The organism is Robertkochia marina (assembly GCF_004799345.1).
GTDB classification, from domain to species: Bacteria; Bacteroidota; Bacteroidia; order Flavobacteriales; family Flavobacteriaceae; genus Robertkochia; species Robertkochia marina.
Window position 1 is genome coordinate 506,119 of sequence record NZ_SSMC01000002.1, and the last position, 25,674, is coordinate 531,792.

The following is a 25,674-nucleotide window of genomic DNA, read 5'->3' on the forward strand; positions in this document are numbered from 1 at the left end:
CTTCATGGCAATTCATTTAAGAAAAATACTGTTATTGTCATTAAGGGGCTTTGGGATTCTTGGTAAATTTATTCTTACTATTGTGGTAACTCGAAACATCTCCGTAGAATTTCAAGGTGGAGTAGGCTTACTGAATTCGACTATTACTATTTTGGTTCTAATATTTGGTCTAGATTTTTATAACTATTCAAATAAACAACTGGTAAGTTCAAACAAAACCCCAGCTTTTATATTAAAAAATAACTTTTTAATCTTATTAGTTGCTTACCTACTTTTAAGTCCATTGCTTTTTATATTTTTTCAATCATATTTTAAGGAAGGACTTAATTCTAACCTTAATTTCTGGCTATTTCTTTTTGTGATTTTGTTTGAGCATATTGGTCAAGAATTTTTCAGATTTTTTATTGCCCTAGGAAAATCTTTTACGGCGAACATCTTACTTTTTTTAAGAACAGGAATATGGCCAATTTGTTTTTCAAGCTATGTTATGTTCACATCCAATCCCGTAAACCTCAATACATTACTGAAATTTTGGTTAATATTTTGTCTTTTAAACTTAATTTTTTCCATTCTAATATTTCCAACTTTTAGAAAAATAGTTGAAGAGAGAATTGATTTAAATTGGATTAAGAAAGGACTTAAAGTTTCAGGCCTTATGTTGATGGCTACTTTTTGTTTAAAGTTACTAGAATATGCAGACCGATACTTCCTAGAATATTTTTATACACTTAAAGATGTAGGGATATACACCTTTTATTTCCAAATAGCGAATATTTACAATGTTATTGTGTTTACACTAATAATATCTTTTGTTTATCCGAAAATTATCCTAGTTGCTAAAGAGGGTACATTAGAAAATATTATTAACGAAATAGTGAAAAATCAAAAAAGTACTTTGCTTTTGTTCCTTCTTCTAAATTTACTTTTTATTCTCGTGATTCCAGTTCTTTTGAATTTCATGCAGCGACCGGAATTAGAAGGAAATCAATGGGTCTTATATGGTTTACTTATTGGAAATTTATTTTTGAATTTAGGTTATTATTATCACTATTTGCTAATAGGCTGGGATGAAGAAAGAACCATATTGAAGGTTACTATGTTAAGTACCATTATAAGTTTACTGTTGAATATAATTCTTATTAAATCAATAGGCATATTAGGTGCTGTTTTTACACAAGTACTATCAAATTTCTTGATGTTTTATTTAAAACGTCGGGCTTATGCTAAGAAGTTAAGTCTAAACCGTTTTATATGATGAAAATACTTATAATTGTTCATTCTCCTCTTCAATTAATTAACGTCAATGAATATTTGTATAAAAATGAATTAAGGAATGAAGATTTACATTTCGTTTTTCATCATGTCACAAATAAAAGAGAAGTTGATCAAACCCAGAATACTTTTGAATATTTAAAATTAAAAGGTAAAATTAAGCGATATGAATATTTAAATTCTGGATCACTCCGGAATCCTCTCAATAAATTCAAAATGTTACAAGAATTAACTTCTGTAAAAAAAGATTTCTATGGCATTAAATGGGATAAAATTCTAATTGGGGATATAAATTCACTAGTACATTCAGCAATAGTTGGGATGTTTGAAGGTGAACGAATTTATGTAGATGATGGAAATGTTATATATAGTGTAGTTGAAAGGCTTAAAAATAAATCAAGTAGTAAAGAATTTACAATATTTCCATATTGGAAAGGCTTGTTCATGAAAGTTCTAGGATATGACATAAAAATTAGAAATAATAATGTCACATTATTCACCTATTATTATGGTAAAATCAGGGAGAAGTTGTCCGATTTTGACATCCAAATAGATCAAAATAATTTTACGTACTTAAAAAAAAATCAAAATCGGTTGGAGCTAGATGATAATGTTGTTTACTTTATAGGTACGGCGTTATGTTCTAATTCAATTATTGAAGAGAATTATTTTAAATCATTGATTTTAAGGATTGCTGAATATTACAAAGATAAGCATGTAGTTTATTTCAGTCATAGGGCCGAAAATTCGGACACCTTAAAAATTATAGAGCAAGTCGGGTGGGAAGTTTCTGCTAATCAATTACCAATAGAGCTTTCTGTAATAAGGAGGCAAACGTGGCCAACAGAGTTTGGAGTTTTCTTTTCCTCTGCAGTCGATACATTAAATGATATCTATACAATCAACTCCTTTAAAGCTTTTTTGCTAAAAGAAGAAGAAATAATTGATGATGGGCATAAAAAAAACATAAGAAATGTTTACAATGCTTACAGAGATTATGCCAATCTACGGTTAATTTCAATCGGTTAAGTTTATGATAAAGAGATTCCTGTCTACTCCGCATGGTATAATTTTCATAACCTCTATCTTAAGTTTCTCTTTTTGGATTTTTCCTGACTTTGGTTACTTGCGTAAGGGATTCTCGGAACGCTTTGACATATTTAGTTTTGGATTTCTATTAGCTATGCTGTGGTATTTGATCTCTATATTATTCTCCATGGCAGGGTTTAATTTAGGTAAAAGGATACCTATTAGAACAAAAAAAGCCAGAAAAATAGTTCCCGTTAACTCCGATAGTGTCTATTACATAATTTCCTTCTTAACATTTATCGGTGTTATGAAGACTTTCGTAACATTATTTGGGCTATTAGGTGGGGTTGAGATTTTCTTTTTTAATATTTTTAATGGTACTGCCAATACGTTCCGTCATACTTTAGAAGAAGTTTATTCCCCAGGTATTTTTAGTTTGAGATATTTGGCAATCCAAGCTTCTGCTGTAGCTGTAATTAGAAGGCTAATATTCAAAAAGAAAAGTCTATTAGATTATCTGAACATCATGTTTTTGATTTCGATAGCTCTTATATCCAGTAGGTTGTCAATTATTGTTTTTCTACTTTCGACCCTCATTTTATACCTATCCTATAAAAGGATTAGAATTAATATGAAGAAAGTACTAATACTTGGATTAAGCTGCTTTCATCTTTTGGGTATTTTTAATTATACAAGGAATATTAATTTTTATAGAGATCGTGGAATAAATGACTTTTATAGTGCTGGCTTTTCTGAAATAATGACATACGTAGGTGTAGCCTTCCAAGGGGCGGTCTCAGTTGGTGAAAAAAGCTATCAGATTTTGGATGATCCACAGGGATGGGATAATTATGCAGGTATTGAAAAGAGTTTAACAGCAAACTCAGCATTAAATTCGCAATTTCAATTATATGGGTGGTGGGCTCTTGTATCTACTCCTATTTTATTGTTGTTACTTTCTTTTATTACTGGAATATTAAGTCGTTTTCGGCATACTTATTTATACTTGAGTTACGCTACCTTAATATATGCGTTTGCAGAATTTTGGAGGTTGTTTTGGTTTGGTACCGGAATAATGATAACGCTTACAATTATGCCGATCGCAATTTTTTTAATTCTCTTTTTACTAAAATCCGCTAGAGATAATGCGTAAAATAGCAATCGATGCAAGAATGTTAAATCATTCAGGAATTGGTAAGTATCTAAAAACTATATTAGGACACCTAGTTAATGAAAAACAAATTGCCCTTTCTCTTTTGGTTTATAAAGAACAAATTGGGTTTTTTGGATCTGGTCCTGATTACATTGTTGTAAAATCCTCTATTTATTCTATTCAGGAACAGTTAGAACTTTTTTTAAAAATACCTCGTTGTGATGTCTTTTGGTCTCCACACTTTAATATTCCACTTCTGCCTTTAAAATGTTTAACAAGAGTAGTAACTATTCATGATACGTACCATTTAAGATTTCTTAATGAATTGAGTTTGTTAAAGAGGATTTATTCCAAGCTTTTCTATAAAATGGCGGTAATGAAAAGTGATCACATTATTACAGTTTCCCAATGGTCTAAAAGTGAAATAATTAAGTATACTGGTTGTAAAAAAGAAGTGAAAAAAATTTATAATGGAGGGCCGCAATATCAAAAAAATAATGGTACTGTAAAAAAACAATTATTATTTGTAGGAAACATTAAGCCTCATAAAAATATAGATAATGCTATTAAGGCTTTCATTAATATTAAGAATAACAATCCAAGCCTAGGAGACTATAAGTTCATAATCGTTGGTAATTTGGATAATGATAAATATGGTATGAAAATCACAAATATGTGTAAAACTAGAAATGATGTTGTTCTGACTGGAAGGGTAAATGATCAAACTTTACTAGACCTTTATTCTACTTCAGAGTGGTTTATAATGCCTTCTATATATGAAGGATTTGGATTACCAGTTCTTGAATCATTTTCTAAAGGTTTACCTGTTTTATCATCCAATGCAGCTTCTATTCCGGAAGTGGGGGGGAAGGCCGTAATTTATTTCAATCCAAATTCAGTAGATGACATAGGTGAAAAGATGATGGATGCTATTAATAGACCAGAGATAAGAGATTCACTTATTGAAAAGGGTAAAGAAAGACTAAAATTGTTTACTTGGGATAAAACGATTAAGGCTCATAAGAATATATTATTGGGTATTGGTAAACATGAGGACAAGAACATATCCATTGGTTAAAGAAATTAATTACTGGCTAAAAAAAATCATTATAAAATTTAATTATTATAAAAGATGAAAAAGGTAGCTGTTGTTTTTGGTGGTGCTGGATATATTGGCCGTCATTTAGTTAAAAAAATTTTTACGGATAGCCTATTTGAAGAAGTTTGGATTGTCGATATCATTTCGATTGAAGAGAGTAAATTAGAAAATAAAGATTCTATAAAATACGTCCAAGCAGATGTCAGGAGTTTTATTAATTTAGATTTGCCACAGAATTTAGATAAACCCAACTCCTGGATTTTTAATTTTGCTGCTGTCCACCGGGAACCCGGTCATGAATATGAAGAGTATTTTAACACTAATATCCCGGGAGCAGAAAATATCAATGACTTTGCCCGGCGTACCGGGATAAGTAATATTCTTTTTACAAGCAGTATTGCTCCCTATGGTCGGTCTCTTGATCAACGTTCTGAGTCCTCTCCTTTATACCCGGAAACAGCCTATGGAATTTCAAAGGCATTAGCAGAAAGAATTCACAGGACATGGCTGGAAGGGGATAAAAGCCGAAGACTTATAATTGTGCGGCCCAGCGTGATCTTTGGCCCTAAAGATCCAGGTAATGTTTATCGGATGATTAAAGCAATAAAAGCCGGCAAGTTTGTATTACCTGATGGAGGAAATATCATTAAGGGCTATGGCTATGTATATGGGTTGGTCGAAAGTATGTTGTTCACCATGGCTCAAAAGGAGAAGCCGTTGATCATTTATAATTACGCAGAAAACCCTGTTATTCCCCTTAAGGATATGGTAAATACGGTTAAAAAGGAATTTGAGTATAAGAAGACAGTCCTTAAATTACCAGTTTGGGCATTGGCATCCGTTGCAGGTATACTCCAATTTGGATTTCGCCTAATAGGAAAAAAATCTGATATACATCCTGTCAGAGTCAAGAAAGCAGGTTTTCCTACCAATATTAAGCCTCAGTACCTCATAGATAACAGTTTTGAATTTAAGTATGACTTTGAATCCGCATTAAAACATTGGAGGAGTATCAGCCCAGAAGATTTTGAATAATGAAAGTAGCAATTATACATTATTGGTTTGTAACCCGAAGGGGTGGTGAAAAGGTAGTTGAAAACCTATTAAAACTTTATCCGGATGCGGATATTTATACGCTTTTCTATGATAAAAGTACCTATGGTAATTATTTAGAAGATCACAATGTGTATGTATCCATGCTTGGTAAAAGCAAATTTCTCAGAAAGCATTACCAGAAGATCTTTCCACTTTATCCTATCGGTATAAAATCGTTGAGGCTACAAGATAATTATGATCTGGTGATCTCTTCTGAATCCGGCCCTGCAAAAGGAATAGAAATTCCTGAAGGAACTCCTCATATCTGTTACATTCATAGCCCTATGCGTTATTGTTGGGGATATACCGAGGAATATTTACGCGGGATGAATAGATTCCTGCAGCCTGTCGCAAGATATTTTTTTAATAAATTAAGGAAGTGGGACAGTGGTACCGTCGATAATGTAGACCTTTATATTGCTAATTCGGATAATGTTAAGAATCGAGTAAATAAGTACTATAATAGGGACGCAAAAGTAGCCCATCCTCCTATTGCCTCCGAACTCTTTAACGGTCCTCTCAAGAGTAACGGAGGAGAGCATTACCTGAGTTTTGGAGCTATTACACCTTATAAACGAATTGATCTATTAGTAGAAACTTTTAACAGAAATGGTAAAAAACTAGTGGTAGTAGGTGATGGTGCGGAACTCAATAAATTACAACAAAAGGCTAAATCGAACATAACATTTACCGGAGCTCTGGAGTGGTCAGAAATACAGAAGATAATAAAGAATTCAAGGGCTTTAATATTCCCAGGAGAAGAAGATTTTGGTATGATACCACTAGAAGTAATGGCTTTTGGTTTACCGGTTATTGCCTATGGTGCTGGCGGTGCTCTGGAGACTGTGATCGAAAATAAGAATAATACGGGTAGATCATCCGGGTTGTTTTTCGGTAATCAAACTGTCACTTCTCTTCAGAGATGTATAGATGACTTTGAGAATAAGGAACAGAATTTCAACCCTGAATGGATCAGGACACATGCATCAAAATTTTCAGAAGAACACTTTATTCAGAAATTTATGAGTCTCGCAGGGACCTATTTGAATAAAGAAACTATCAAGAATTAAAATCAAGGTTCAATTCGATATTTTCATACTCGTTTTCTTTTATGACCTATGTTTTAAAACGATTTGGCCCTATAACATCATGTATTCAAATAAGATAAATATTATCAGTTGTTAAATTAGATGTATACATGGAAATCTCTTGAAAAAGACGAATTTAATTCGTATTCTCTTTTAACAAAATTCTGGTTAAAATTATTTTAATTTGCAAGAACCCCCAACTTATCGGATTATTAGAATAAAGAATTATTGATAACCAAAATTTATGCGATACTCCCAAGGACGATTTTCTGGTTTATTAAAGCCTTTGTCTCACTTTATAGACATCACTGGTTTTATTGGTCTAACATTCATATTATCTCCACAACTGGACAGTTTTTTATTAAAATGCTATTTATTGGTTTCGTGGTTTGTTTTATCCTATAAAAATGGATTTTACCAGGTTGAACGTTTCGCTAAGCTAACGAAGATAATGTCGCTGCTGTTTCGTCAGTTCGTCGTTTTTTTTCTGATCCTTTTTGCTTTTATCGGTTTTTTTAAAGAACACTCCTTAAGCCGTTTGTTATTAGTCCAATATCTTATCATCAGTTTTCTTTGGATAACTATCTTTAAGTTTTTGATGTTTTTTCTTCTTCATAGGTATAGAGTACTTTTGGGAGGTAACATAAGAAAAACGGTGGTTGTTGGAAACAATGTAAAAGCTAAACAGTTAATACACATCTTTGAAAATCGCCCACAATTTGGATATGACTTCAAAAAAAGTTTTGTACCGAAATCAAAGACGTTTTCAGTTCAAGAGTGTTTGAAATACATTCAAAATGAACAGGTAGATGAGATTTATTGTTCAGTAGCTGAACTATCTAATGAACAGTTGGGGCAGATAGTGGATTTTGCTGATAATAATCTTAAAACAGTGAAGTTCATTCCTGATAATAAATTCATTTACAACAAGCATCTTCGGTTCGATTATTACGATTTTCTACCTATATTATCTTTAAGGGAAATCCCCTTGGAGGTTTCACTTAACGCATTTTTAAAAAGAAGTTTTGATATTCTCTTTTCCTTTTTGGTAGTTGTGGGTGTACTTTCCTGGTTGACTCCATTATTGGCCTTACTGATCAAATGGGAATCTCGTGGTCCTGTATTCTTTAAGCAAATTAGGCATGGAATCAATGGGGAAGAATTTTATTGTTTTAAATTTCGCTCCATGGCTGTGAACAAGGATGCAGACAAAGCACAGGCAACCAAAGGGGATATGCGTGTTACCCAGATTGGTAATTTTATGAGAAAGACCAGTATTGATGAACTGCCACAATTTATTAATGTATTATTTGGGCAGATGTCTATTGTCGGCCCACGTCCTCATATGGCTTATCATACAGAAATCTACGGAAATTCGGTTGATAAATATATGGTAAGGCATTTTGTGAAACCCGGAATAACCGGACTAGCCCAGGTTAGGGGGTATAGGGGTGAGATCCTTGAAAGCAGGGATATCGTTAACCGGGTGAGGTTCGATATTTTTTATGTGGAAAACTGGTCGATGGCCCTGGACCTTAAGATCGTATTTGACACCGTATATAATGTTGTAAAGGGTGAGGAAATGGCTTATTAACTATTGGTATTCATAATACTACATAAGATAAATTGAGGCTCTTATTTTTTGAGGATAACAGGTAACAGTTGAATTTTTTAAGCGAATTAAAGGCATTGTCCTAACTCTTCCATTTATAAATACTAATTACTGTAAACCACTAACTGCAAACTAAAAAAGCTGAAACTCCCCTAACTTAAAAATCCCTGCAAAGAGGTCTTCCAGCCTGCCTGACAGGACATTCTTATTTTCTTCCGAAGGATCATCCAGATAGGCCTGAACCAGCTCTGTAAAGTGGGATTCCGATTGGCCGTCAAGGATGGCATTTTTGATGCGGTTCCGGGTTTCTTCACTCATGGGGGACGCAAGCAGACGTTCACTTACCTGTTCGATCACGCTTTCAAGATTGGTCGGGTCATCTAAAGAGGTGACGTATTTCGCTCGGTCAATGACCAATTGTACCCATCCTCCGGAATCTCCCGGGCCAAGAGTAAGCCCCCACTTCCCGAATTGCTCTCCAATTTTAGTGCGTTCAGAAATCGTTATAGAATTGATCCAGAATAGGTCATAAACAGGAGCTTGGTAGTATGCAGGCCATCCAGAAACAGAAGGCGGATAGATATATCTAAGACCAATATTATTCATATACCAATCTATGGCCTTATATTTATAAAAGTTCGTGGTATCTTGATTAATATATTTAGCAGGAATGTCACCTTTAGACTCATAGTTTTTGAATTCAAATTCAAATTCCTTCATAAAGCCAAACATAAATTCAGTCGGTGCTTTTATTAATGAAAAATAAAAGGAAGAATCAAAGAAATGCTCACTTTTTAACAATACTCTTAGAGGAATGTCGAGTTGAAAATTATTATTTCTAAGTATTTCAGACAGTGGTTTTATAATATTTACCTCCGCAGTTTCATTTATAATCGGATTTACGAAAAACTGATATAATCGTCTGCTTAGATATAGAGCGCATTCTTGTGTCTCAAAAATCATCTCGATTAGCTCATCTAGCTCCAAAGCACCATCATTTCCCATTTTACCATCAATAGTTCTATTACCATAAAAGGAAGAAAAATTTTTAGTACCTGGGTCATGCTTAGCAGAATTAAAAATAGTTTGAATGGGCCCTTCATTTATTAACGAGTTACCTGAATATTGCCATCCAGTAAGTACTCTTGAAGCAGCTATAATATCATATTCTGTATATTGAGCATTAGGTCCTTTGCCGATAGTAAATAATTCCTGCAATTCTCGGGCATAATTTTCATCAGGACTTTGCTTTTGACTTATTTGTAAATTTAAATAAAAAAGCATCAATGGATCCAATGTAAGTGCTTTAATAGTTTTGTGATAAGGTCTGAAGCTATAATTAAATAACATCATATAATGTGGGTATAGCATTTTAACAGTACCCTGGGAGGCGGGTAATAAATTGTGAAGAAAAAAAACTAATTTCCAATGAATTTTAGTGCTTTGATTAACTTGAAGGTTTAGAAGCCATGAATAAAAGGATTGATACCTTTGAATTGGAGGAACTTTTGGTTCGGAGGTTTCTACATAAGAAGTTCCCGGCTCTACATAAACGTGTCCTTGAGCTTCAATTTCTTCCTTTGAAACTTCATGGTAATAATCATTCACAGGAGGGTCTGGTTTGGTTTCCGGGGTAAAGATCAGGTCTAGTGCCTGGTCCAGAGTTAGGTTTTCGATGTCTTTATAGTGTCGGTGGGCATAGCCCATCATTGTGCGGTTCAACAAATGCTTTTTCTGGGCTTTTCCAAATTCCCCGGTGTAAGGTTCCAGTCCGCTGGTCACCGGTTTCTTTGATGCACGGGCTTTCTGTATGGCTTTGAGGTCTACATTTTCTTTGTAGAATTGTTCTACAAGGTCGATGTTTTTGTATTTGGGTTCCTCTTGCATAGTTTATAGTTTTAATACTTCGCTAAAGTTTCGTATTACGAAGGCGTTTTTTTTGTTTTCGGTTTGGCTACTTTGCTAAAGCTTTCACCTATACTTATGGTTTCGGTGAACAAGGTCGTAGCCCGCAGTCAGTTCTCGGTTTTCGGTGGTTTTTGGTCTGTGATCGGTGGGCATTATATTATTTTATATACTCGTTATTTGATATTGTCTTAGTTGGTTTGACTTCGCCTCTTGTAAATTTCATAAGCTTTTGACTCCGTACCTACGTACCCTCGTACCTTCGTACCATTATTCGGGAGATTGCCACGCCTTGTTCCAGGGCCAGTCTGCCGACATGCAGGCTCGTACTTGCGTATCCCATTGGGGAGACCTGTCTGCCGTGGCATGCCAGGCAGGTCGCCACGTTCACTTAGCACGCCCTACCTACGGTAGGAAAGCTCGCGAAGACGAATTATTTATTCACAATTCACAATTCACAATCCTCCACTTTCGACTCTCGACTCTCCACTCCCGAATCAATCTGTTCTAAAAGCTCCGGTTTGAGAAAATGAACTATTCTCCCCATCCGTGGCCTTGACCTTCCAATAGTAGACGGTTTCGGGTTCTATGGGGACTTCAAGCTCTGTAACGGTTAGGTTTTGGTATTCCTCGGGGGGGGACTCCAGGGTTTCTGAAGTGCCGATATATAGTGAGTAAGTTATTTCATCACCGTCCGGGTCTTCCGTCTGCCATGATAGGGTGGCTTTACCTGTAGAAGACGAAACTAAGACTCCCATACCCGGACTTAACAGGGTGGGCGGAAAGGGGGCGTAATTCGTGTTACCTTCTGCCGCCAGGTAAAAGGACCAGGTTTCGCTGGTAGCGGTTTCTGTGGTATCGTTTGATTTAGAAGTTACCGACCAGGAGTAAGGCAACCCTCTTTTTAAGGTTATACTATAGGCATTATCGGTGATGTCATTATATACGACCTCTGACTGGTCGATCATATTTTCTATCCTCAGATCATAGGCGTGGGTATTGGCTGCTTGCTTCCAGCTCATCTCAAAGGTACTGAGAGAGTCGGTTGAAGCGTCTGCAATAAAACAGGTGGTATTGTTTTCCGGAAAGACCAGTTCGGCCTTTGAGGGGACTCTGATCACCTCTTCCTCGATCTCAGGAATTTCTTCCTTGGAGCACCCTGTCAGGATTGTGAAACAACATATCATTACTATGAACCATCTTATCTTCATCTTCGGATCATTTTAAAGGAGGTGTTTACTGTATTACCCTTCACCGTGACTAAATAGATTCCCGGGGTGTAGGAAGAAGTGTTGATTTGGAGTCTTCTCGATGAGGGTATGTCCATACTGCCTGAGAATATTCTCTGACCGGTCAGACTTATTATATTTAGTTGGGTTGTAGTATCGCTTCCGGGGATCAGTATGAACAATTCATTATTTACAGGGTTGGGGTAGTGAGAAATTTTTTCACCCACAAAGATCTCTTCCTCATATTTCCCCTGGCAGGATTTGCTTGTTGATACGCTTAATTTGTTGAGTCCGGGCATCAAGGATAATGTAATATTTGGATCCTTCGTCGAGGTCATCTTTCCATTGAGCTCGATAAAGTATTCTTCGGCATTTCCGAGCTGTACATCCACCGTTTTGGCGGTGGTATCCACTTTGGTGGCAGCCGAGAGGGGTTTAGGCTGATTCAGAGTTACCGAGAATTGCTGGGAGTAATTGGGTTTGTCAATTACGCTAAACTGCAGATTATAGGCCCCGACATTCAACCCCGATATTTCCAGGTGGTGTTCATTTCCTGAATCGATCAGAAAACTTTTATCCAATTCCGTTACATATACCGAGTAGGTGTATCGTTTTTCCAACACATCTACAGCGATCATACCATCCTGTAAACCGTTACAGGCCAGGGAGACCACCTCGATCTTATAATTGTCGGGAGGCAGGGTAAACAGTTCACATCCGTTCAGATCTACCGCGGCTCCGAGCGGGGTAGTGGGACACTGATCGAAGGCGTTAGCCACTCCATCCAGGTCGGCATCAAGGTACTTGTCACTTATAAGTTGAATATGCTCAAAGTCTTTGTATAATACTTCCCGACTTGTATTGCTTTCTCCCCCCAGCCATTGTTTGATCACGGCCTGGTACACACTTCGGAAGTCGTGCTGTAAGGGCAGATCAAATTGGATATCGATGTCGGTTGGGACCACTGGATTTTCACCCAGGATCTTTGTGTCCAGTTTATTTCCGAAGAAGAACATGGGGGCTACACTGCCATGATCGGTACCATTGCTGCCATTGGAATGGACGGTCCGTCCGAATTCACTGAGGGTCATCCCCAAAATGCGATCGCTTTGGTTTTGGGCATCCATGGTTTTCATGAAGGCCTCGATGGCATCATTCAGGCTCTTTAGCAGAAAGGAGTGCTGCCCCTGGGTGGTATCGCTGGAGTCCACCTGGCTGGCATGGGTGTCAAATCCGCCGAGCTCTACCTTATAGATTCGGGTTTGCAATCCCCCTGAGATCAGTTTGGCAATGATCTTGAACTGGTCGGCCAGGTTGGAGCGTGGATAGTCTACCCCTGATAGGGTTCCCTTACTAAAAGTATCCCGTAACACTTCCCCATAGTAATTGGCCTGTTTGGCCATCAGCTGTATGTACTTCAGTTTTTCTCCTGCATTGGAAGAAGGGTATTCATTATCAAATTCATTGATGATCTCGTAAAAATGTTGTGGATTGGAGGCTACCACGCTGGTGAAGGACTTGTTTCCTGTGAACTGCAAGGAAGCATTGTATCCGATTTCAATGGAGAGCGGGTGGGGATAATTATCCGTAGGATAGGCCTCAGGAAATTCCGGGTGCCGGTCTTCAATATAGCGCCCCAGCCAACCACTGTTCAGGTATTCATTGGCGTCAGAGGCTGAATACCAGATATCCTTGGACCGGAAATGAGAAAAGTTTGGATCTGGATAGCCTACGGAATGAATGATCTTTAATCGCTCTTCATCGTGCAGGGATTTAAAAAAGGGCATGGAAGGATGTAACCCCAGGTCATTGGTACCTAGGTTAATGATCTTGTTTTCCGGAAGGAATACATGAGGCCTGGCACTGCTTAGGGGAGACATCATGTTCAGGGGGATGAGGGTGTTGAGTCCGTCGTTGCCCCCGTTCAACACCACCACGATCAGGATGTTTCCTTGTTCCCGGGTGGAGTTCAGATTGGAAAAAGAGGACAGGGTGAGCAGGTCCAGCCCCAGGGTAGAGAACAGGGCCGGCATTGCTGCGGCATGTGCCATTTGGTGTATGAACGTCCGTCGATCCATTACAGTTTGATTTTTCCTGCTGCGATCCGAAGTACCTTTTTGGTTTACAGATCGTTTTCAAAGCTTTTTAATATGGCATAAAGCGGGAGGAGAGACGGTAAGAAGAAGGGGAGTATTAATGACCTCTTTAGTTCGAAGACTGTATAAGTCATTCTGGTTTAGTTTAAATAGAGATGTGTTAACCCATTTTTAATGATCGGGTATATGCATCCTCTTGTATAAACCATAATTTTTCAGCAAACCATTGAACCAGCAGCTTCCTTCCAACCTGTTGTATGTGTAAAATTTCTATAAGACGACAGTCTTTATAGTCAGGAATTTGTAGCATAGGGATGATAGTTTCTGTAAAAAAAACAACGTTTTAGTAATAGATATTCTAAAATTAATAATAATTTTAACCTGTTGATAATGAATTAGTTATAATGTAATATTTTTCATGAGAAGAACAGATTTTGTACGAAAAGTTTGCCCCGCTCTGACACTTGCTATTTTAAACGCAGCGGCTTTCGTATCGTGTAGTGCAGAAGATTCTGACGAAGAAGAGTTGATCGTTGAAGATCCTGTCTCCGAAGAGGAGGAAGTACCATCCTATAACCCTATTTTAGATGACATTGATTCTTCCGGCTACCTCTATCAAGACGAAAAGCTGTACATCGACCTGGCCAATACCAATTTTGAGTCCTTACAAACCGTCGGGGAGTTTATCAATCACATGCCTCAGGGCGTTTTACTCCTCCGCCGTAATGAAGACACCATCCTGGCCTTTGATCATTGTTGTCCCCACCAGGGTGCCACCGATCTCTGGTCTTTCGACGGGAATTATTTTACCTGCGCCAACCACGGAAACAGTTTCGGCGTAGGAGAGGGGAATACAGCCTATTGTAATTCCAATACCATTTTCGGGAATTTGAAACGGTTTACTGTGGAGATTGATGGGGAGTTGTTGATTGTGACTTTCTGAGTTAAACCGTTATGCCGTTATGCCGTTATGCGGTTATACGGTGATTTTGGTATGGGAGTAGATAAGTGTGAATTGTTCGTCTTTGCGAGTTTCGCTTTAGCGAAACGTGGCAATCTCCCGGTTGCACCACTGGAGCTCTAAGAAATAAGGTTTCAATAGGCTTATTGCTACCACTGCAGGATTCTTCGCAGCGAGACCGCTGCTCAGGACTTTCATTCTTGTGGATGATGTCAATTCAAATTTAAAGATCGCTTCAATCGTTGCACTCCTTCGCGAAGACACCTAATATCGCAATCTGTAAACTGTAAACTATTCCCTACAATTTCACCTCCTTCAACTCTTCGATATGCTCCAGAAACCATTGGTAGGTGGACAGAATACCTTCTTCCAGGGAGATTTGAGCTTGCCAGCCTTGTTGATTGATCTTAGAGACATCAAGAAGTTTTCGGGGAGTGCCATCGGGTTTGTCGGAGTCCCAAAGTATTTCTCCTTTGTGTTGAGTAATGTCCTGTATCATTTCGGCGAGGGCTTTGATGGTGAGGTCGGTTCCGGTGCCGATATTATATAGGTGATCTTCTAACCTATTTTCAAGGGCAAATACCACTGCGCGAGCCAAATCGTCAACATGTAAAAATTCGCGTAGAGGAGACCCTGTTCCCCATAGGGTTACAGGAGTATGTCCGGCGGCTTTAGCTTCATGAAATTTTCTGATCATAGCCGGTAATACATGACTGGTCTTCAGGTCAAAATTGTCGTTAGGGCCATAGAGGTTGGTGGGCATCAGACTTACATAATCCCATCCGTATTGTTCGCGTATGCTTTCACAGGCTTTGATCCCCGCTATCTTGGCGATGGCATACCATTGATTGGTAGGTTCCAGCGGACCTGTCAACAGGTATTCTTCCTTAAGAGGCTGGGGTGCCAGCTTGGGGTAGATGCAGCTGCTGCCCAAAAAAATGAATTTTTCAACCCCGGCTTTTTTGGCTTCATCGATCAGGTTATTCTGAATTTGTAGATTTTCCATTAAGAACTGGTAGGGATAGTCCCTGTTGGCCAAAATGCCTCCTACGCGTGCTGCGGCGTCAATGACTGCGTCAGGTTTCTCTTCTGCGAAGAAAGATTTCACGGATTGTTGATTCCGTAGGTCTAACTCTTTTGAAGATTTACCAACAAGGTTTGTATAACCTGCCTTAGATAGCGCACGCCATATAGCACTTCCGACCATACCCCTGTATCCAGCTATATAGATCTTTGAATCCTTAGTTATGTTTATTGGATTTATTTCCATTTTCTTGCTATTTGATTTCACTGATTATTAGAACGCGGATTTCACGGATGTTTACAAATTTCGCAGAGGAATCCGTGTAATCTATTTTAATCTGTGTAATCCGCGACTACTCATAGTAGTTAAAGATATCATACCCCCCATTCTTCAAATACTTCTCTTTCTCCATGAGCTTTACATCGCTTTCCATCATATCCTTGATAAGATCTTGCAGATCATATTCTGGCACCCACCCCAGCTTTTCCCGTGCTTTGGTAGCATCACCGATCAGGAGCTCCACCTCCGTTGGGCGGAAGTATTTAGGGTCTACATTCACCACTTCTGTGCCTTCCGGGATTTGAAAACGGGCGTCTGCACATGAAACTACGAACCCTTTTTCATCAACTCCTTTACCGCGGAATTCGATTTCCATACCCACTTCGGCAAAGGCCATTTTCACAAAGTCACGAACGGCTGTGGTCTTCCCGGTGGCAATGACCCAGTCTTCCGGTTGGTCGTGCTGAAGGATCATCCACATCATGCGGACATAATCCTTTGCATGACCCCAATCCCGTTTGGCATCAAGATTTCCCAAGTAGAGTTTATCCTGAAGGCCAAGGGCAATTTTTGACACTCCTCTGGTGATCTTACGGGTTACAAAGGTTTCACCTCGGACCGGAGATTCGTGATTGAAGAGGATCCCATTACAAGCATACATATTATAAGCTTCCCGGTAGTTTACGGTGATCCAATAGGCGTACATTTTCGCAACAGCATAGGGCGACCGTGGATAAAAGGGAGTGGTTTCTGATTGGGGAACTTCCTGCACCTTTCCGTACAACTCAGAAGTAGAGGCCTGGTAGATTCGGCATTTTTTTTCCATTCCCAATACACGGACGGCATCCAGTACTCTCAGGGTACCCAAAGCATCTACATTGGCCGTGTATTCGGGAGTTTCAAAACTCACCTTCACATGACTCATAGCTGCTAGGTTGTAGATCTCATCAGGTTGTATCTGCTGGATGAGACGAATGAGGTTGGTTGCATCCGTCATATCCCCATAATGGAGAAAATACCTTCGGCCTTCTTCATGAGGTTCCTGGTAGAGGTGGTCAACCCGGTCGGTATTAAAGAGAGAACTTCTTCTTTTAATTCCGTGGACTTCATATCCTTTTTTGAGGAGGAGTTCAGACAGATAGGCTCCGTCCTGTCCGGTTACTCCCGTAATTAATGCTTTTTTCATGTAGAGCTAGTTAAACAGTTATGCGGTTAAACAGTTATGCGGTTTTGTTTTAAGTTCTCGTTTTGGCTCCTTCCCTAAAGCTTTGTTCCAAGATTAGGGAGATCGCCACGCTCTCCCGAGGTATCGGGATCGCTCGCGAAGACGATATTTCAATCATTCATGCGCGGTTATAATCATCTTCCAGTCTGATAATATCGTCCTCACCGAAATAGGTGCCATATTGCACTTCGATAAAAATGCAAGGTGTATCCGTAGCATTTTGTACACGGTGCTTGACACCTTGGGCGATCTGGACCACCTCACCAACTTTATAATCCCGAATCTCCCCATCGAGGGTAACACGAGCGATTCCTTCAACTACGGTCCATACTTCAGATCTTTTATGATGGTATTGATAGGACAAGCGTCCGCCCGGGTCCACCTCAATGCGCTTCACCTTATGTGTCGGGGCATCTTCCAGCACCCAGTATTGTCCCCATGGGCGAATGTCGTGTTCCAAACTGTTGGGGTTATTATCATTTTGAATGTCTGTCCGTTTCATTTATTCAATTTATTATTCAATGAAAAGATTATTGGAATATGGGTGTTAATCATATGAATAGCAAATGCTTATCGATAAATATAATTCTTGCAGGAATACCTTCAAGGAGGATTAGACCAAAGGTGATAAGGCGGGGTTAAGTGGTTAGTGATGGTTACAAGGTTATAAGGTTACGAGAGTATAATTTTAGTTGTAAGTGGTGAGTGGTAAATTGTTAATTACAAGTTTCAAGAATTCTTGCGTGATTAGTTTTGTGATTTGGAAATAGCAGATAGGCGAATGGGTAAATAGGTAAAGAGGCCAATAGGCAAATAGATTTAAGTTACCAGGTTACTGGGTGACTAGGTTACTAAGTGAATTAGTCGTCTTCGCGAGACCTACGTAGTAGGTAGTGGCGATCTCCTCGTTTTACAACTGAAGCTTTAGATGGTACAGATTCCATTGGCTTCTGGTTTTAACCGGAAGATTCTTCGTCGTGGCAAGCACGGTTCAGGACTTTCTTTCCGGTGAATGCTTCTTTCCAGGAAATCATACTCAATGAGTGAATTTCTCGATTTTACGATTTGGTAAATAAGCAAATAGGCAAACGGGCAAATGGGTTGAAGTTACTAAGTTACTGGGTGACTAGGTTTCTAGGAGAATAGTTTTATTCAAATTTACAATTTCTCGATTCCTCAATTTCACAAAATGATGCATAAAATACCGACCACAGACCACAGACCACATTCCACCCAATTCAAAATTCATGAAAAACGTTTAATGCAGTATATGCTTGAACTACAGCGGAATAATAATTTCCCACAAACCCAAGAACAATAACTGTGCGAATTGTCGGAATCCTTCGTAGTTTTATCTAGAATCTCGATGAGGGTTTACCTAAGTCTTCTTTATGTAATATTTTAATACTGAGAATCTCTTTATTTTACCAACTATGCATACTACTTCCGGATTTAAAATAGCCGTGATTGGCCTGGGATATGTCGGATTACCTCTGGCCAGATTATTTGCCACCAAATATGCTACGGTGGGTTTTGATATCAATGAACAAAGGGTCAAGGAATTACAGCAAGGGCATGACCATACCCTTGAGGTAGATGATACCATACTGCAGGAGGTAATCGTTAAAGAGAACCCCTCGATTGGCAGTAAAGGACTCTATTGCACCAATGACCTCCAGGAGATCTCCGACAGCAATGTCTATGTGATCACCGTACCCACTCCTGTAGATAAACATCATCGTCCGATTCTGACGCCTCTATACAAAAGCAGCGAAACCGTAGGGCAGGTTTTGAAAAGAGGGGATATCGTGATCTATGAATCTACCGTATACCCGGGAGTTACCGAAGAAGAATGCGTACCCGTACTCGAAAAAGTAAGCGGATTAAAATTCAACGAGGACTTCTATGTGGGATACTCCCCGGAACGAATCAATCCCGGGGACAAAGAGCACACGGTAGAAAAGATCTTAAAAGTCACTTCCGGTTCGACCCCCGAGATCGGGAAGATCGTAGACAATCTTTACAGCAGCGTGATCGAGGCCGGAACCCACCTCGCGCCCACCATCAAAGTGGCCGAGGCTGCCAAGGTGATCGAAAACTCCCAGCGGGATATCAACATTGCCTTTGTAAATGAGCTGGCTAAGATCTTTAACCTGATGAAGATCGATACCCAGGATGTGCTCGAAGCGGCCGGTACCAAATGGAATTTCCTTCCCTTTAAACCCGGACTCGTCGGCGGTCACTGTATAGGGGTCGATCCATACTACCTTGCCCAAAAAGCAAAAGAAGTGGGTTATCATCCCGAAATCCTTCTGGCGGGAAGGCGCCTGAACGATTCCATGGGGAAATACGTAGCCAGTGAGGTGGTAAAACATATGCTTCGCCGCGATATCAAGGTCAACAAAGCCAAAGTGCTGATCCTTGGTATTACCTTTAAAGAAAACTGTCCGGACGTGCGTAATACCCGCGCTATTGATGTTGTTCGAGAACTACAGGAATACGAAATGGATACTGTAGTTTACGATCCCTGGGCGAAATGCGAGGAAGTAAAACAAGAATACGGTATTGGGATCGTCAACGAATTACCCCATGATCATTTTGATGCCATTATCCTTACTGTAGCTCATAAAGAATTCCTGGATCTTGATTATAAGGATTTGAGGAATGGGAATACGTTGGTTTATGATGTGAAAGGGGTTCTTGGGGATTCAGCCGACGTACGTTTATAACAAGTTGTGAATTGTGAGTGGTGAGTTGTAAGTGAAATTTACTCATTTGAGATATCTCTTTTTTGTAGTGAGGATTATGCTGCTTAAAAGCTTGGATAGTTCTGTAATATGAGCGCTTAGATCTGCGGTTGTATTCTCATCTAAATAATTTGTTTTTGATAAAAAATCGATCCAGTATTTAGTTTCGTTGCATTCTTTTTGAGAAATGGCTAATTTATGAATGAAATCAGCTTTAGACTCTGCTTGCTGTGCTTCTCTATATAATGAACCGATTGCGGTGCCTGATCTTAATATTTGTTTGCTTAGAATGAACTCTCTATGCTCATTTCTCAATTTTCTGCATAGTTCTACTATTTTAATGGAAAATTCGAAACTCTTATGTTCTAGTGCACCCATAATTAAAAACATGTTAAAACACTAATATAGAAAATACTCTACAAAATATTGGCTTCTTAATTAACAATTTCTAACTAAAAAACTAACTCACAATTCACCACTCAGAATTCACAACTTTTATATATAATAGTATGAACACAGATAAATTCAAATCACTTCGCTCAAAAAAAGTACTGGTAACCGGTGGAGCTGGCTTCATTGGCTCTAACCTCTGCGAAGTACTCTTAGAAATCGGTGCTAAAGTCACCTGCCTGGATAATTTTGCTACAGGGCATAAACACAATATTGAGTCTTTTTTGAAGCATCCGGACTTTAGTTTGATGGAAGGGGATATCCGCGATCTGGATACTTGCCAGAAAGCATGTGAGGGCCAGGATTTTGTGCTGCATCAGGCTGCGTTGGGATCGGTGCCACGCTCGTTGAAGGATCCTATTACTTCCAATGAGGTCAATGTCAATGGATTTTTGAATATGCTGGTTGCCGCCAGGGATCAGGGAGTAAAACGTTTTGTCTATGCGGCCAGTTCTTCCACTTACGGAGATTCGGAGGCCTTGCCCAAGGTGGAGGAGAAGATCGGGAAGCCCTTATCTCCCTATGCGATTACCAAATATGTGAATGAACTCTATGCCGATATCTTCCATAAGAGTTACGGACTCGACACCATCGGCCTTCGTTACTTCAATGTCTTCGGAAGAAGACAAGATCCCAATGGTGCCTACGCTGCGGTGATCCCACTTTTTGTAAAACAGATAAGAAACCATGAATCCCCTGTGATCAATGGGGATGGTACCTATTCCCGGGATTTCACCTATATCGATAATGTCTTGCAAATGAATCTCCTGTGTCTTATCACAGAGAATAAGGAAGCCCTAAACGAGGTTTATAACACAGCTGTTGGAGATCGAACCAATTTATTGCAATTGGTGGATCTTCTAAGAAAGAACCTTGCTAACTACGATGCTGAGATCGCTCAGGTGAAAGCAATTCACGGTCCCAACCGAAAAGGGGATATTCCGCATTCCCTGGCCTCGGTGGAGAAAGCTAAAAATCTATTAGGCTATCAGCCTACTCATGAAATAGAGGCAGGAATCAAAGAGGCGGTGGCCTGGTATGTGGATAATCTTTAGTTACCAGGTTACTGGGTGACTAGGTGACTAGGAAACTAAATGGATTGGTCGTCTTTGCGAGTTTCGCGTTAGCGAAACGTGGCAATCTCCCCGTTATGGAACAGAAGCGCTAAGAGGTTCAGATGTCATTAGCCATTGGGTTTAACTTGAGGATCCTTCCCAGCGTACCGCTGCTCAGGACTTTCTTTCTAATCGATGATGTCAGGTAAAACTAAAAGATCGCTTCGGTCACCATGCTCCTTATTACTGACGAATTGTAATAAAGTTAAAAATTAAAGGAGGCTCCCCGCCCTGGTCAGAGGGCCGAACGTTCAGAAAACAGCCAGCGGCTGTTTTTAATGAAGGAGCCAGCTGGCGCGAGGGCAATAGAGAGAAAGTCTCGAGACGGGGTGGGTTGTGCTTAGTCTAAATAAAACAACCCCCTTCCGACCCCGCTTAAAGCGGCGCCACCTTCCCCTGAACAGGGGAAGGAGCCCGTAGTTATGTTAATTCTCAAACCGTCATCTTACTCCACAAGAAATCTAATTTCAGCGGTCTCACGAAGACACCATTAGATTATACCGATTACATGCCGCTCTCAATTCTCAAGTTGCAACTCACCACTCACAACTACCCCAGTGGTGCGTTATCAGTTTCATCGAATTATTATCATCTTATGTCATTTATTTACAAGGGGTTATGTTCTGCTCGGTTAAATTTAACTCTGCAAAGGCTTGAGAATGAGTAATAGACCATAGGCAATGATTAATACACGACAAGATTTACGATGATGAGTTCTAAGAAGATCTGGCTTCAGGGGGGATATGGCAATGTGCTGTTCCAGGTGCTTCCTGCCTTGTATTTAAGGCGTCAGGGGGAGGAAGTGGACATTGTGAAAACCCTAACCCACAGCAATTTTTATACGCGCAGTATGGGCTGGAAAACCCATTCGGTAAGTTATGAGCCATTGTTGGAATTATTGGAACTAAACTCAAAAAATACTGCCGGTTTAACCTCCCTGAGGCTGATGGAGGGTATGTTGAGTAAAAAGATGAAGTCGCGATTGCTGAACAGTCGCTTTTTTGAAGGAGCCTGTAAAGAGGATGATCTCCTGGATCCTAAGGTGGAAAATTATTTTGGGTACTTCCAGGATCCGGGAAATATCGAACTTTTTAGTCGCGATTTTGAAGTCCTGAGAGAAAAGGTTTTGGAAAGCCTGGAATACCCCCAAAAGATTAAATGTATCGGAGTGCATTTCCGATGGGGTGATTCCGGATGGGTTAAAGGTCATCCAGGGTATTATGAGGAGGTGCACCGCGCCATTTCCAGTGCAGATCAGAGAGTGGTCATTGTCACTGACGATATGAAGATGGCAAAACAATATTTTAGACCGAAAGAAGGAGGGCATGCAGAGATCATCTCATCAGAGGATCCCATGGATGATTTTAAGCTTTTACTTCAGGCTACCACCTTGTATACGGCTCCGAGTACCTTTTCCTGGTGGGCCGGTAATTTGTCAAAAAATGCTGAACAGGTATATATGCCTGAAGGTATCTATAAGAAATTAGGGTTTTATGGTGATCCTTCTGTTTTAAGGGTGCTATAACAGGATATGAATGGTGTGAGGCATTTTTACCTGACACCAAAGACCCCAATATCAAGCTTGTGTTATACCATTTACGATCTACGGATAACTAAATACTAAAGACTATGCAACTGTTGTATATCATGTCGGATATTCGATCCGGCTCAACGCTTCTGGAAAATATACTTTCAAAATCACCGGAAACGATTTCTGTGGGGGAGCTTCGACTGTTAGACAGTCACCTGCATAAAGGTATCTGGGGACGAAGATGGAATTGGTGTTGTTCCTGTGGAGAAGAATTTGGTAATTGTACTTTTTGGAAAGCAGTTTTTGACGAAATGGGACTTGAATCGCCACAAGAAATTGCTCAGACCATGATGAACAGACCTCCTCTTACTAAAGAAGATCAACTGGAAAATGACGCTATGCTGCGTTTGTTTGAGCGCATTTATCAAGCGGTGTTCAAAGTCTCCGGGGCGAAGTGTATTATCGATTCCTCAAAAGAACCTTTTCAGGGGTTATCGGTGTACAAGCATATGCCATTCCCGGTGAAAATAATATACCTGGAACGTGACCTGAGAGCCGTTACCTTGTCTAAGAGCAAGTGGAATAAGATCAACCATGATCTTCGTCCGAACTTAACGAAAACCCTTTTACTTTCTTTTCGAATCCGCCTGATATGCCATCGTTTGCTCAAGCAGGTAAAACCGGGAGATGTTTACAGAATGACTTATGAGGATTTTTTAAAGCGCCCTCAATATCATCTTGATGCTATTACCCGTTTTGCGGATATACCCCCTATTCAAATGCCTGAGTATATGGAATTGGAGGAGGATCATACTATAGCAGGTACCCCTAACAGGTTTACCAAGCGCCCTATAAAATTTGACGATAGCTGGAAGCATAAGGTTACCAACAAACCCGTGTTCAATGCCCTGGGAGGTTTACTAAATGCATTTTAAGCAATCAACCGAAGTAATTCAGGGCAAGCTTTTGATATTCATCCACTCAGCTATAATAGTCCAAAATTTGCTGGTCACAACTGCTGCCAATGATCAGGCTTTTTAAATGCTAATAGAATTCATTAAGCCTTTCATTTTTCTTCTAAGAGCAGGCCGGGTATTATTCACAACTTTTTTTACATCATTATTTCCCTACCTTTTCCTGTTCGCTACAACTGGCGGATTATAGTTTTGACTTCTCATGAATGATTAGCCCTTACTTTTTTGCATTGCCCAACCCCGTCAGGGCTCATGAACACCTCTTAAACAATAAAAAGGACGTGAGTAAAAAAGTAATATTGCAGTGCAATTAGAATATAGATACAAAGCCCTCGCGCCGACTGGCTCTTTCGCTAAAAGGTCTGCAAGACCTTTTCTTTACGCTCAGCCCTCCTAAAAAAGGACGGGGTGAGATTCGACTCCAAATCTATCTATGGTAATAATTTGGCATTGAGGAAGATTAGGGAGATCGCCACAACCTGCTCTGGCCAACGCGCCAGCTGGCTCCTTCGCTAAAATGGTTCACTGAACCATTTCTTCACGCTCGGCCCTGCGAAGACGAATCACATATAATGCACTCCTTGGTAATATTATACCCCACTTGCTCCTTTGCTCCTTTACTTCTTTGCTGCTTGGCGTTATCCGTCATCCCTTGGCAAAAAATCAAATTAGAGCAGTCTCGTAATGACATCTATATGAGCCCCCTGCAAAAAGAAAAAAGGTATTGATGGAACTGCTGTTGCTAAAATCGTTTAATACCGTTCCCACAGCTAAGAATTTTCCTTATTGAGGTAAAAGAAATCGTAAATTTTCGCAGTTGGTCCAAACACCGTGGCTACTCGGCTCTGAATTAAATACATTTACCGTTAGAATTCTGATAGTCAAATAATTAAGAATAATTTCCCCGAAGACTAATAACAAATCACTCCTATGAACAATCCGCTTTTAAGAATCGCTATTGATGCAGCCATCGCTGCCGGAAAGGAGATCACTTTGATCTATAATACTGAGTACCGGGTGGAGGAGAAGGAAGATCAATCACCACTTACAGAGGCAGATCTTGCTTCGAACAAAAAGATCATGGAATTTCTTGAAAAGACCCCAATACCTGTGATCAGTGAGGAAAATAAAGAAGTAGCCTATAAAGAAAGAAAAGACTGGAAACAGTGTTGGATCGTAGATCCTCTTGATGGTACCAAGGAATTTATTAAGCGCAATGGAGAGTTTACCGTAAACATTGCTCTTATTGAAAACAACAAACCCCGGTTGGGTGTGATCTATGTGCCGGTTACCGGCGAATTGTATTATGCTGATGTTCCTGACGGAAGGGCCTGGAAAACAACTCTTAATGGTTCTGAAACGGAGTTTTTCGAAGATGAGGATATCATTTCCCCGAAACCGCTGAATGGTCTGATAAGGGTTGTTGGGAGTCGTTCGCACATGAACCAGGACACTTTGGATTATCTGGAGGAGGTTAAGGCTGAGGGAAAAGAGGTCGAGATCGTATCTAAGGGGTCTTCTCTTAAGTTTTGCCTGGTGGCTGAAGGCAGGGCTGATGTATATCCGCGTTTTGCCCCTACTATGGAATGGGATACCGCTGCAGGGCAAGCCATTTGTGAAGCCGTAGGGCTGAAGGTTATTGACCAGGAAACGCAACTCCCCATGGTGTATAATCGAGAGAATTTATTGAATAATTATTTCCTGGTAAGAATGCAGTAAGTTCAAAGCCATTAGCCGGATCTCGTAGGCAAGGGTCTTACTGAATTAATACATTAGGCTTTAAGACTAAC

The 25,674-nt window shown here is 39.7% G+C and carries 20 protein-coding genes; 13 read left to right on the plus strand and 7 right to left on the minus strand.

From position 1 onward, the window contains the following. Positions 1-4 precede the first annotated feature (4 nt). The 7 genes from E7Z59_RS08715 to E7Z59_RS08745 all read left to right on the plus strand — a co-directional run bounded on the left by E7Z59_RS08715 (position 5) and on the right by E7Z59_RS08745 (position 8,330). Positions 5-1,255: a lipopolysaccharide biosynthesis protein gene (locus tag E7Z59_RS08715; RefSeq protein ID WP_136335931.1), complete on the plus strand. Its 1,251-nt coding sequence runs from the start codon at positions 5-7 to the stop codon at positions 1,253-1,255. Next, the gene (locus E7Z59_RS08720; protein ID WP_136335932.1) at positions 1,252-2,301 is read left to right on the plus strand and encodes a hypothetical protein; all 1,050 of its coding nucleotides are present in this window, start codon (positions 1,252-1,254) and stop codon (positions 2,299-2,301) included. The genes E7Z59_RS08715 and E7Z59_RS08720 overlap by 4 nt, the downstream gene beginning before the upstream one ends. A 187-nt stretch (positions 2,302-2,488) precedes the next feature. After that, positions 2,489-3,454 carry a hypothetical protein gene (locus E7Z59_RS08725; protein ID WP_136335933.1) on the plus strand — a complete coding sequence of 322 codons (966 nt, stop codon included), beginning with the start codon at positions 2,489-2,491 and terminating at the stop codon, positions 3,452-3,454. Then, positions 3,447-4,532 carry a glycosyltransferase family 4 protein gene (locus E7Z59_RS08730; RefSeq protein ID WP_136335934.1) on the plus strand — a complete coding sequence of 362 codons (1,086 nt, stop codon included), beginning with the start codon at positions 3,447-3,449 and terminating at the stop codon, positions 4,530-4,532. The genes E7Z59_RS08725 and E7Z59_RS08730 overlap by 8 nt, the downstream gene beginning before the upstream one ends. A gap of 54 nt (positions 4,533-4,586) precedes the next feature. Next, on the plus strand, positions 4,587-5,588 hold the full coding sequence (locus tag E7Z59_RS08735; RefSeq protein ID WP_136335935.1) for an NAD-dependent epimerase/dehydratase family protein: 1,002 nt from the start codon (positions 4,587-4,589) through the stop codon (positions 5,586-5,588). Continuing rightward, complete coding sequence (locus tag E7Z59_RS08740; RefSeq protein ID WP_136335936.1) at positions 5,588-6,718, plus strand: glycosyltransferase; 1,131 nt, start codon at positions 5,588-5,590, stop codon at positions 6,716-6,718. Before E7Z59_RS08735 ends, E7Z59_RS08740 begins: the two co-directional genes overlap by 1 nt. 262 nt (positions 6,719-6,980) lie before the next feature. Then, positions 6,981-8,330, plus strand: coding sequence for an exopolysaccharide biosynthesis polyprenyl glycosylphosphotransferase (locus E7Z59_RS08745; RefSeq protein ID WP_136335937.1), 1,350 nt, complete (start codon positions 6,981-6,983; stop codon positions 8,328-8,330). A 150-nt stretch (positions 8,331-8,480) separates the two neighbouring features. On the opposite strand, the gene E7Z59_RS08750 is transcribed toward E7Z59_RS08745, so the two are convergent. The 3 genes from E7Z59_RS08750 to E7Z59_RS08760 all read right to left on the minus strand — a co-directional run bounded on the left by E7Z59_RS08750 (position 8,481) and on the right by E7Z59_RS08760 (position 13,560). Beyond that, positions 8,481-10,235: a DUF1800 family protein gene (locus E7Z59_RS08750; RefSeq protein ID WP_136335938.1), complete on the minus strand. Its 1,755-nt coding sequence runs from the start codon at positions 10,233-10,235 to the stop codon at positions 8,481-8,483. A 515-nt stretch (positions 10,236-10,750) separates the two neighbouring features. After that, positions 10,751-11,464: a hypothetical protein gene (locus E7Z59_RS08755; RefSeq protein ID WP_136335939.1), complete on the minus strand. Its 714-nt coding sequence runs from the start codon at positions 11,462-11,464 to the stop codon at positions 10,751-10,753. Continuing rightward, positions 11,461-13,560, minus strand: a complete 2,100-nt coding sequence (locus E7Z59_RS08760) for a DUF1501 domain-containing protein (protein WP_136335940.1) — start codon at positions 13,558-13,560, stop codon at positions 11,461-11,463. The genes E7Z59_RS08755 and E7Z59_RS08760 overlap by 4 nt, the downstream gene beginning before the upstream one ends. Positions 13,561-13,996: 436 nt before the next feature. Here E7Z59_RS08760 and E7Z59_RS08765 point away from each other — a divergent pair, with 436 nt between their 5' ends. Further along, on the plus strand, positions 13,997-14,521 hold the full coding sequence (locus E7Z59_RS08765; protein WP_136335941.1) for a Rieske (2Fe-2S) protein: 525 nt from the start codon (positions 13,997-13,999) through the stop codon (positions 14,519-14,521). 316 nt (positions 14,522-14,837) lie between these two features. Here the strand turns inward: E7Z59_RS08765 and E7Z59_RS08770 are convergent, their stop codons facing one another. From E7Z59_RS08770 to E7Z59_RS08780, 3 genes are all read right to left on the minus strand, one after another. Further along, positions 14,838-15,788, minus strand: a complete 951-nt coding sequence (locus E7Z59_RS08770) for a GDP-L-fucose synthase family protein (protein ID WP_317130467.1) — start codon at positions 15,786-15,788, stop codon at positions 14,838-14,840. 127 nt (positions 15,789-15,915) lie between these two features. Then, positions 15,916-17,028: a GDP-mannose 4,6-dehydratase gene (gmd, locus tag E7Z59_RS08775; RefSeq protein ID WP_136335943.1), complete on the minus strand. Its 1,113-nt coding sequence runs from the start codon at positions 17,026-17,028 to the stop codon at positions 15,916-15,918. Between the two features lie 157 nt (positions 17,029-17,185). Beyond that, entirely contained in the window at positions 17,186-17,527 is a 342-nt protein-coding gene (locus E7Z59_RS08780; RefSeq protein WP_242015694.1) for a phosphomannose isomerase type II C-terminal cupin domain, read from the minus strand. 973 nt (positions 17,528-18,500) lie between these two features. Between E7Z59_RS08780 and E7Z59_RS08785 the strand changes: the two genes are divergently transcribed. Then, positions 18,501-19,796 carry a nucleotide sugar dehydrogenase gene (locus E7Z59_RS08785; RefSeq protein WP_136335945.1) on the plus strand — a complete coding sequence of 432 codons (1,296 nt, stop codon included), beginning with the start codon at positions 18,501-18,503 and terminating at the stop codon, positions 19,794-19,796. 42 nt (positions 19,797-19,838) lie between these two features. Here the strand turns inward: E7Z59_RS08785 and E7Z59_RS08790 are convergent, their stop codons facing one another. Continuing rightward, positions 19,839-20,192 (minus strand): four helix bundle protein, encoded by a 354-nt coding sequence (locus tag E7Z59_RS08790; RefSeq protein WP_136335946.1) that lies wholly within the window; start codon positions 20,190-20,192, stop codon positions 19,839-19,841. Positions 20,193-20,323: 131 nt separating this feature from the next. Between E7Z59_RS08790 and E7Z59_RS08795 the strand changes: the two genes are divergently transcribed. From E7Z59_RS08795 to cysQ, 4 genes are all read left to right on the plus strand, one after another. Further along, on the plus strand, positions 20,324-21,319 hold the full coding sequence (locus tag E7Z59_RS08795) for an SDR family oxidoreductase (RefSeq protein ID WP_136335947.1): 996 nt from the start codon (positions 20,324-20,326) through the stop codon (positions 21,317-21,319). Between the two features lie 766 nt (positions 21,320-22,085). Next, a complete protein-coding gene (locus E7Z59_RS08800) occupies positions 22,086-22,904 on the plus strand; it encodes an alpha-1,2-fucosyltransferase (protein WP_136335948.1) in 819 nt (272 codons plus the stop codon). A 104-nt stretch (positions 22,905-23,008) separates the two neighbouring features. After that, positions 23,009-23,845 (plus strand): sulfotransferase, encoded by an 837-nt coding sequence (locus E7Z59_RS08805; protein ID WP_136335949.1) that lies wholly within the window; start codon positions 23,009-23,011, stop codon positions 23,843-23,845. 969 nt (positions 23,846-24,814) lie between these two features. Next, complete coding sequence (gene cysQ, locus E7Z59_RS08810; protein WP_136335950.1) at positions 24,815-25,603, plus strand: 3'(2'),5'-bisphosphate nucleotidase CysQ; 789 nt, start codon at positions 24,815-24,817, stop codon at positions 25,601-25,603. Positions 25,604-25,674: the final 71 nt, after the last annotated feature.

Coding starts and splice junctions, on each gene's coding strand:
- E7Z59_RS08790 (WP_136335946.1), bottom strand. CDS start 20,192: ATGGGTGCACTAGAACATAAGAGTTTCGAATTTTCCATTAAAATAGTA.
- E7Z59_RS08740 (WP_136335936.1), top strand. CDS start 5,588: ATGAAAGTAGCAATTATACATTATTGGTTTGTAACCCGAAGGGGTGGT.
- E7Z59_RS08800 (WP_136335948.1), top strand. CDS start 22,086: ATGATGAGTTCTAAGAAGATCTGGCTTCAGGGGGGATATGGCAATGTG.
- E7Z59_RS08745 (WP_136335937.1), top strand. CDS start 6,981: ATGCGATACTCCCAAGGACGATTTTCTGGTTTATTAAAGCCTTTGTCT.
- E7Z59_RS08730 (WP_136335934.1), top strand. CDS start 3,447: ATGCGTAAAATAGCAATCGATGCAAGAATGTTAAATCATTCAGGAATT.
- E7Z59_RS08795 (WP_136335947.1), top strand. CDS start 20,324: ATGAACACAGATAAATTCAAATCACTTCGCTCAAAAAAAGTACTGGTA.
- E7Z59_RS08765 (WP_136335941.1), top strand. CDS start 13,997: ATGAGAAGAACAGATTTTGTACGAAAAGTTTGCCCCGCTCTGACACTT.
- cysQ (WP_136335950.1), top strand. CDS start 24,815: ATGAACAATCCGCTTTTAAGAATCGCTATTGATGCAGCCATCGCTGCC.
- gmd (WP_136335943.1), bottom strand. CDS start 17,028: ATGAAAAAAGCATTAATTACGGGAGTAACCGGACAGGACGGAGCCTAT.
- E7Z59_RS08785 (WP_136335945.1), top strand. CDS start 18,501: ATGCATACTACTTCCGGATTTAAAATAGCCGTGATTGGCCTGGGATAT.
- E7Z59_RS08755 (WP_136335939.1), bottom strand. CDS start 11,464: ATGAAGATAAGATGGTTCATAGTAATGATATGTTGTTTCACAATCCTG.
- E7Z59_RS08715 (WP_136335931.1), top strand. CDS start 5: ATGGCAATTCATTTAAGAAAAATACTGTTATTGTCATTAAGGGGCTTT.
- E7Z59_RS08735 (WP_136335935.1), top strand. CDS start 4,587: ATGAAAAAGGTAGCTGTTGTTTTTGGTGGTGCTGGATATATTGGCCGT.
- E7Z59_RS08725 (WP_136335933.1), top strand. CDS start 2,489: ATGGCAGGGTTTAATTTAGGTAAAAGGATACCTATTAGAACAAAAAAA.
- E7Z59_RS08720 (WP_136335932.1), top strand. CDS start 1,252: ATGATGAAAATACTTATAATTGTTCATTCTCCTCTTCAATTAATTAAC.
- E7Z59_RS08750 (WP_136335938.1), bottom strand. CDS start 10,235: ATGCAAGAGGAACCCAAATACAAAAACATCGACCTTGTAGAACAATTC.
- E7Z59_RS08805 (WP_136335949.1), top strand. CDS start 23,009: ATGCAACTGTTGTATATCATGTCGGATATTCGATCCGGCTCAACGCTT.
- E7Z59_RS08760 (WP_136335940.1), bottom strand. CDS start 13,560: ATGGATCGACGGACGTTCATACACCAAATGGCACATGCCGCAGCAATG.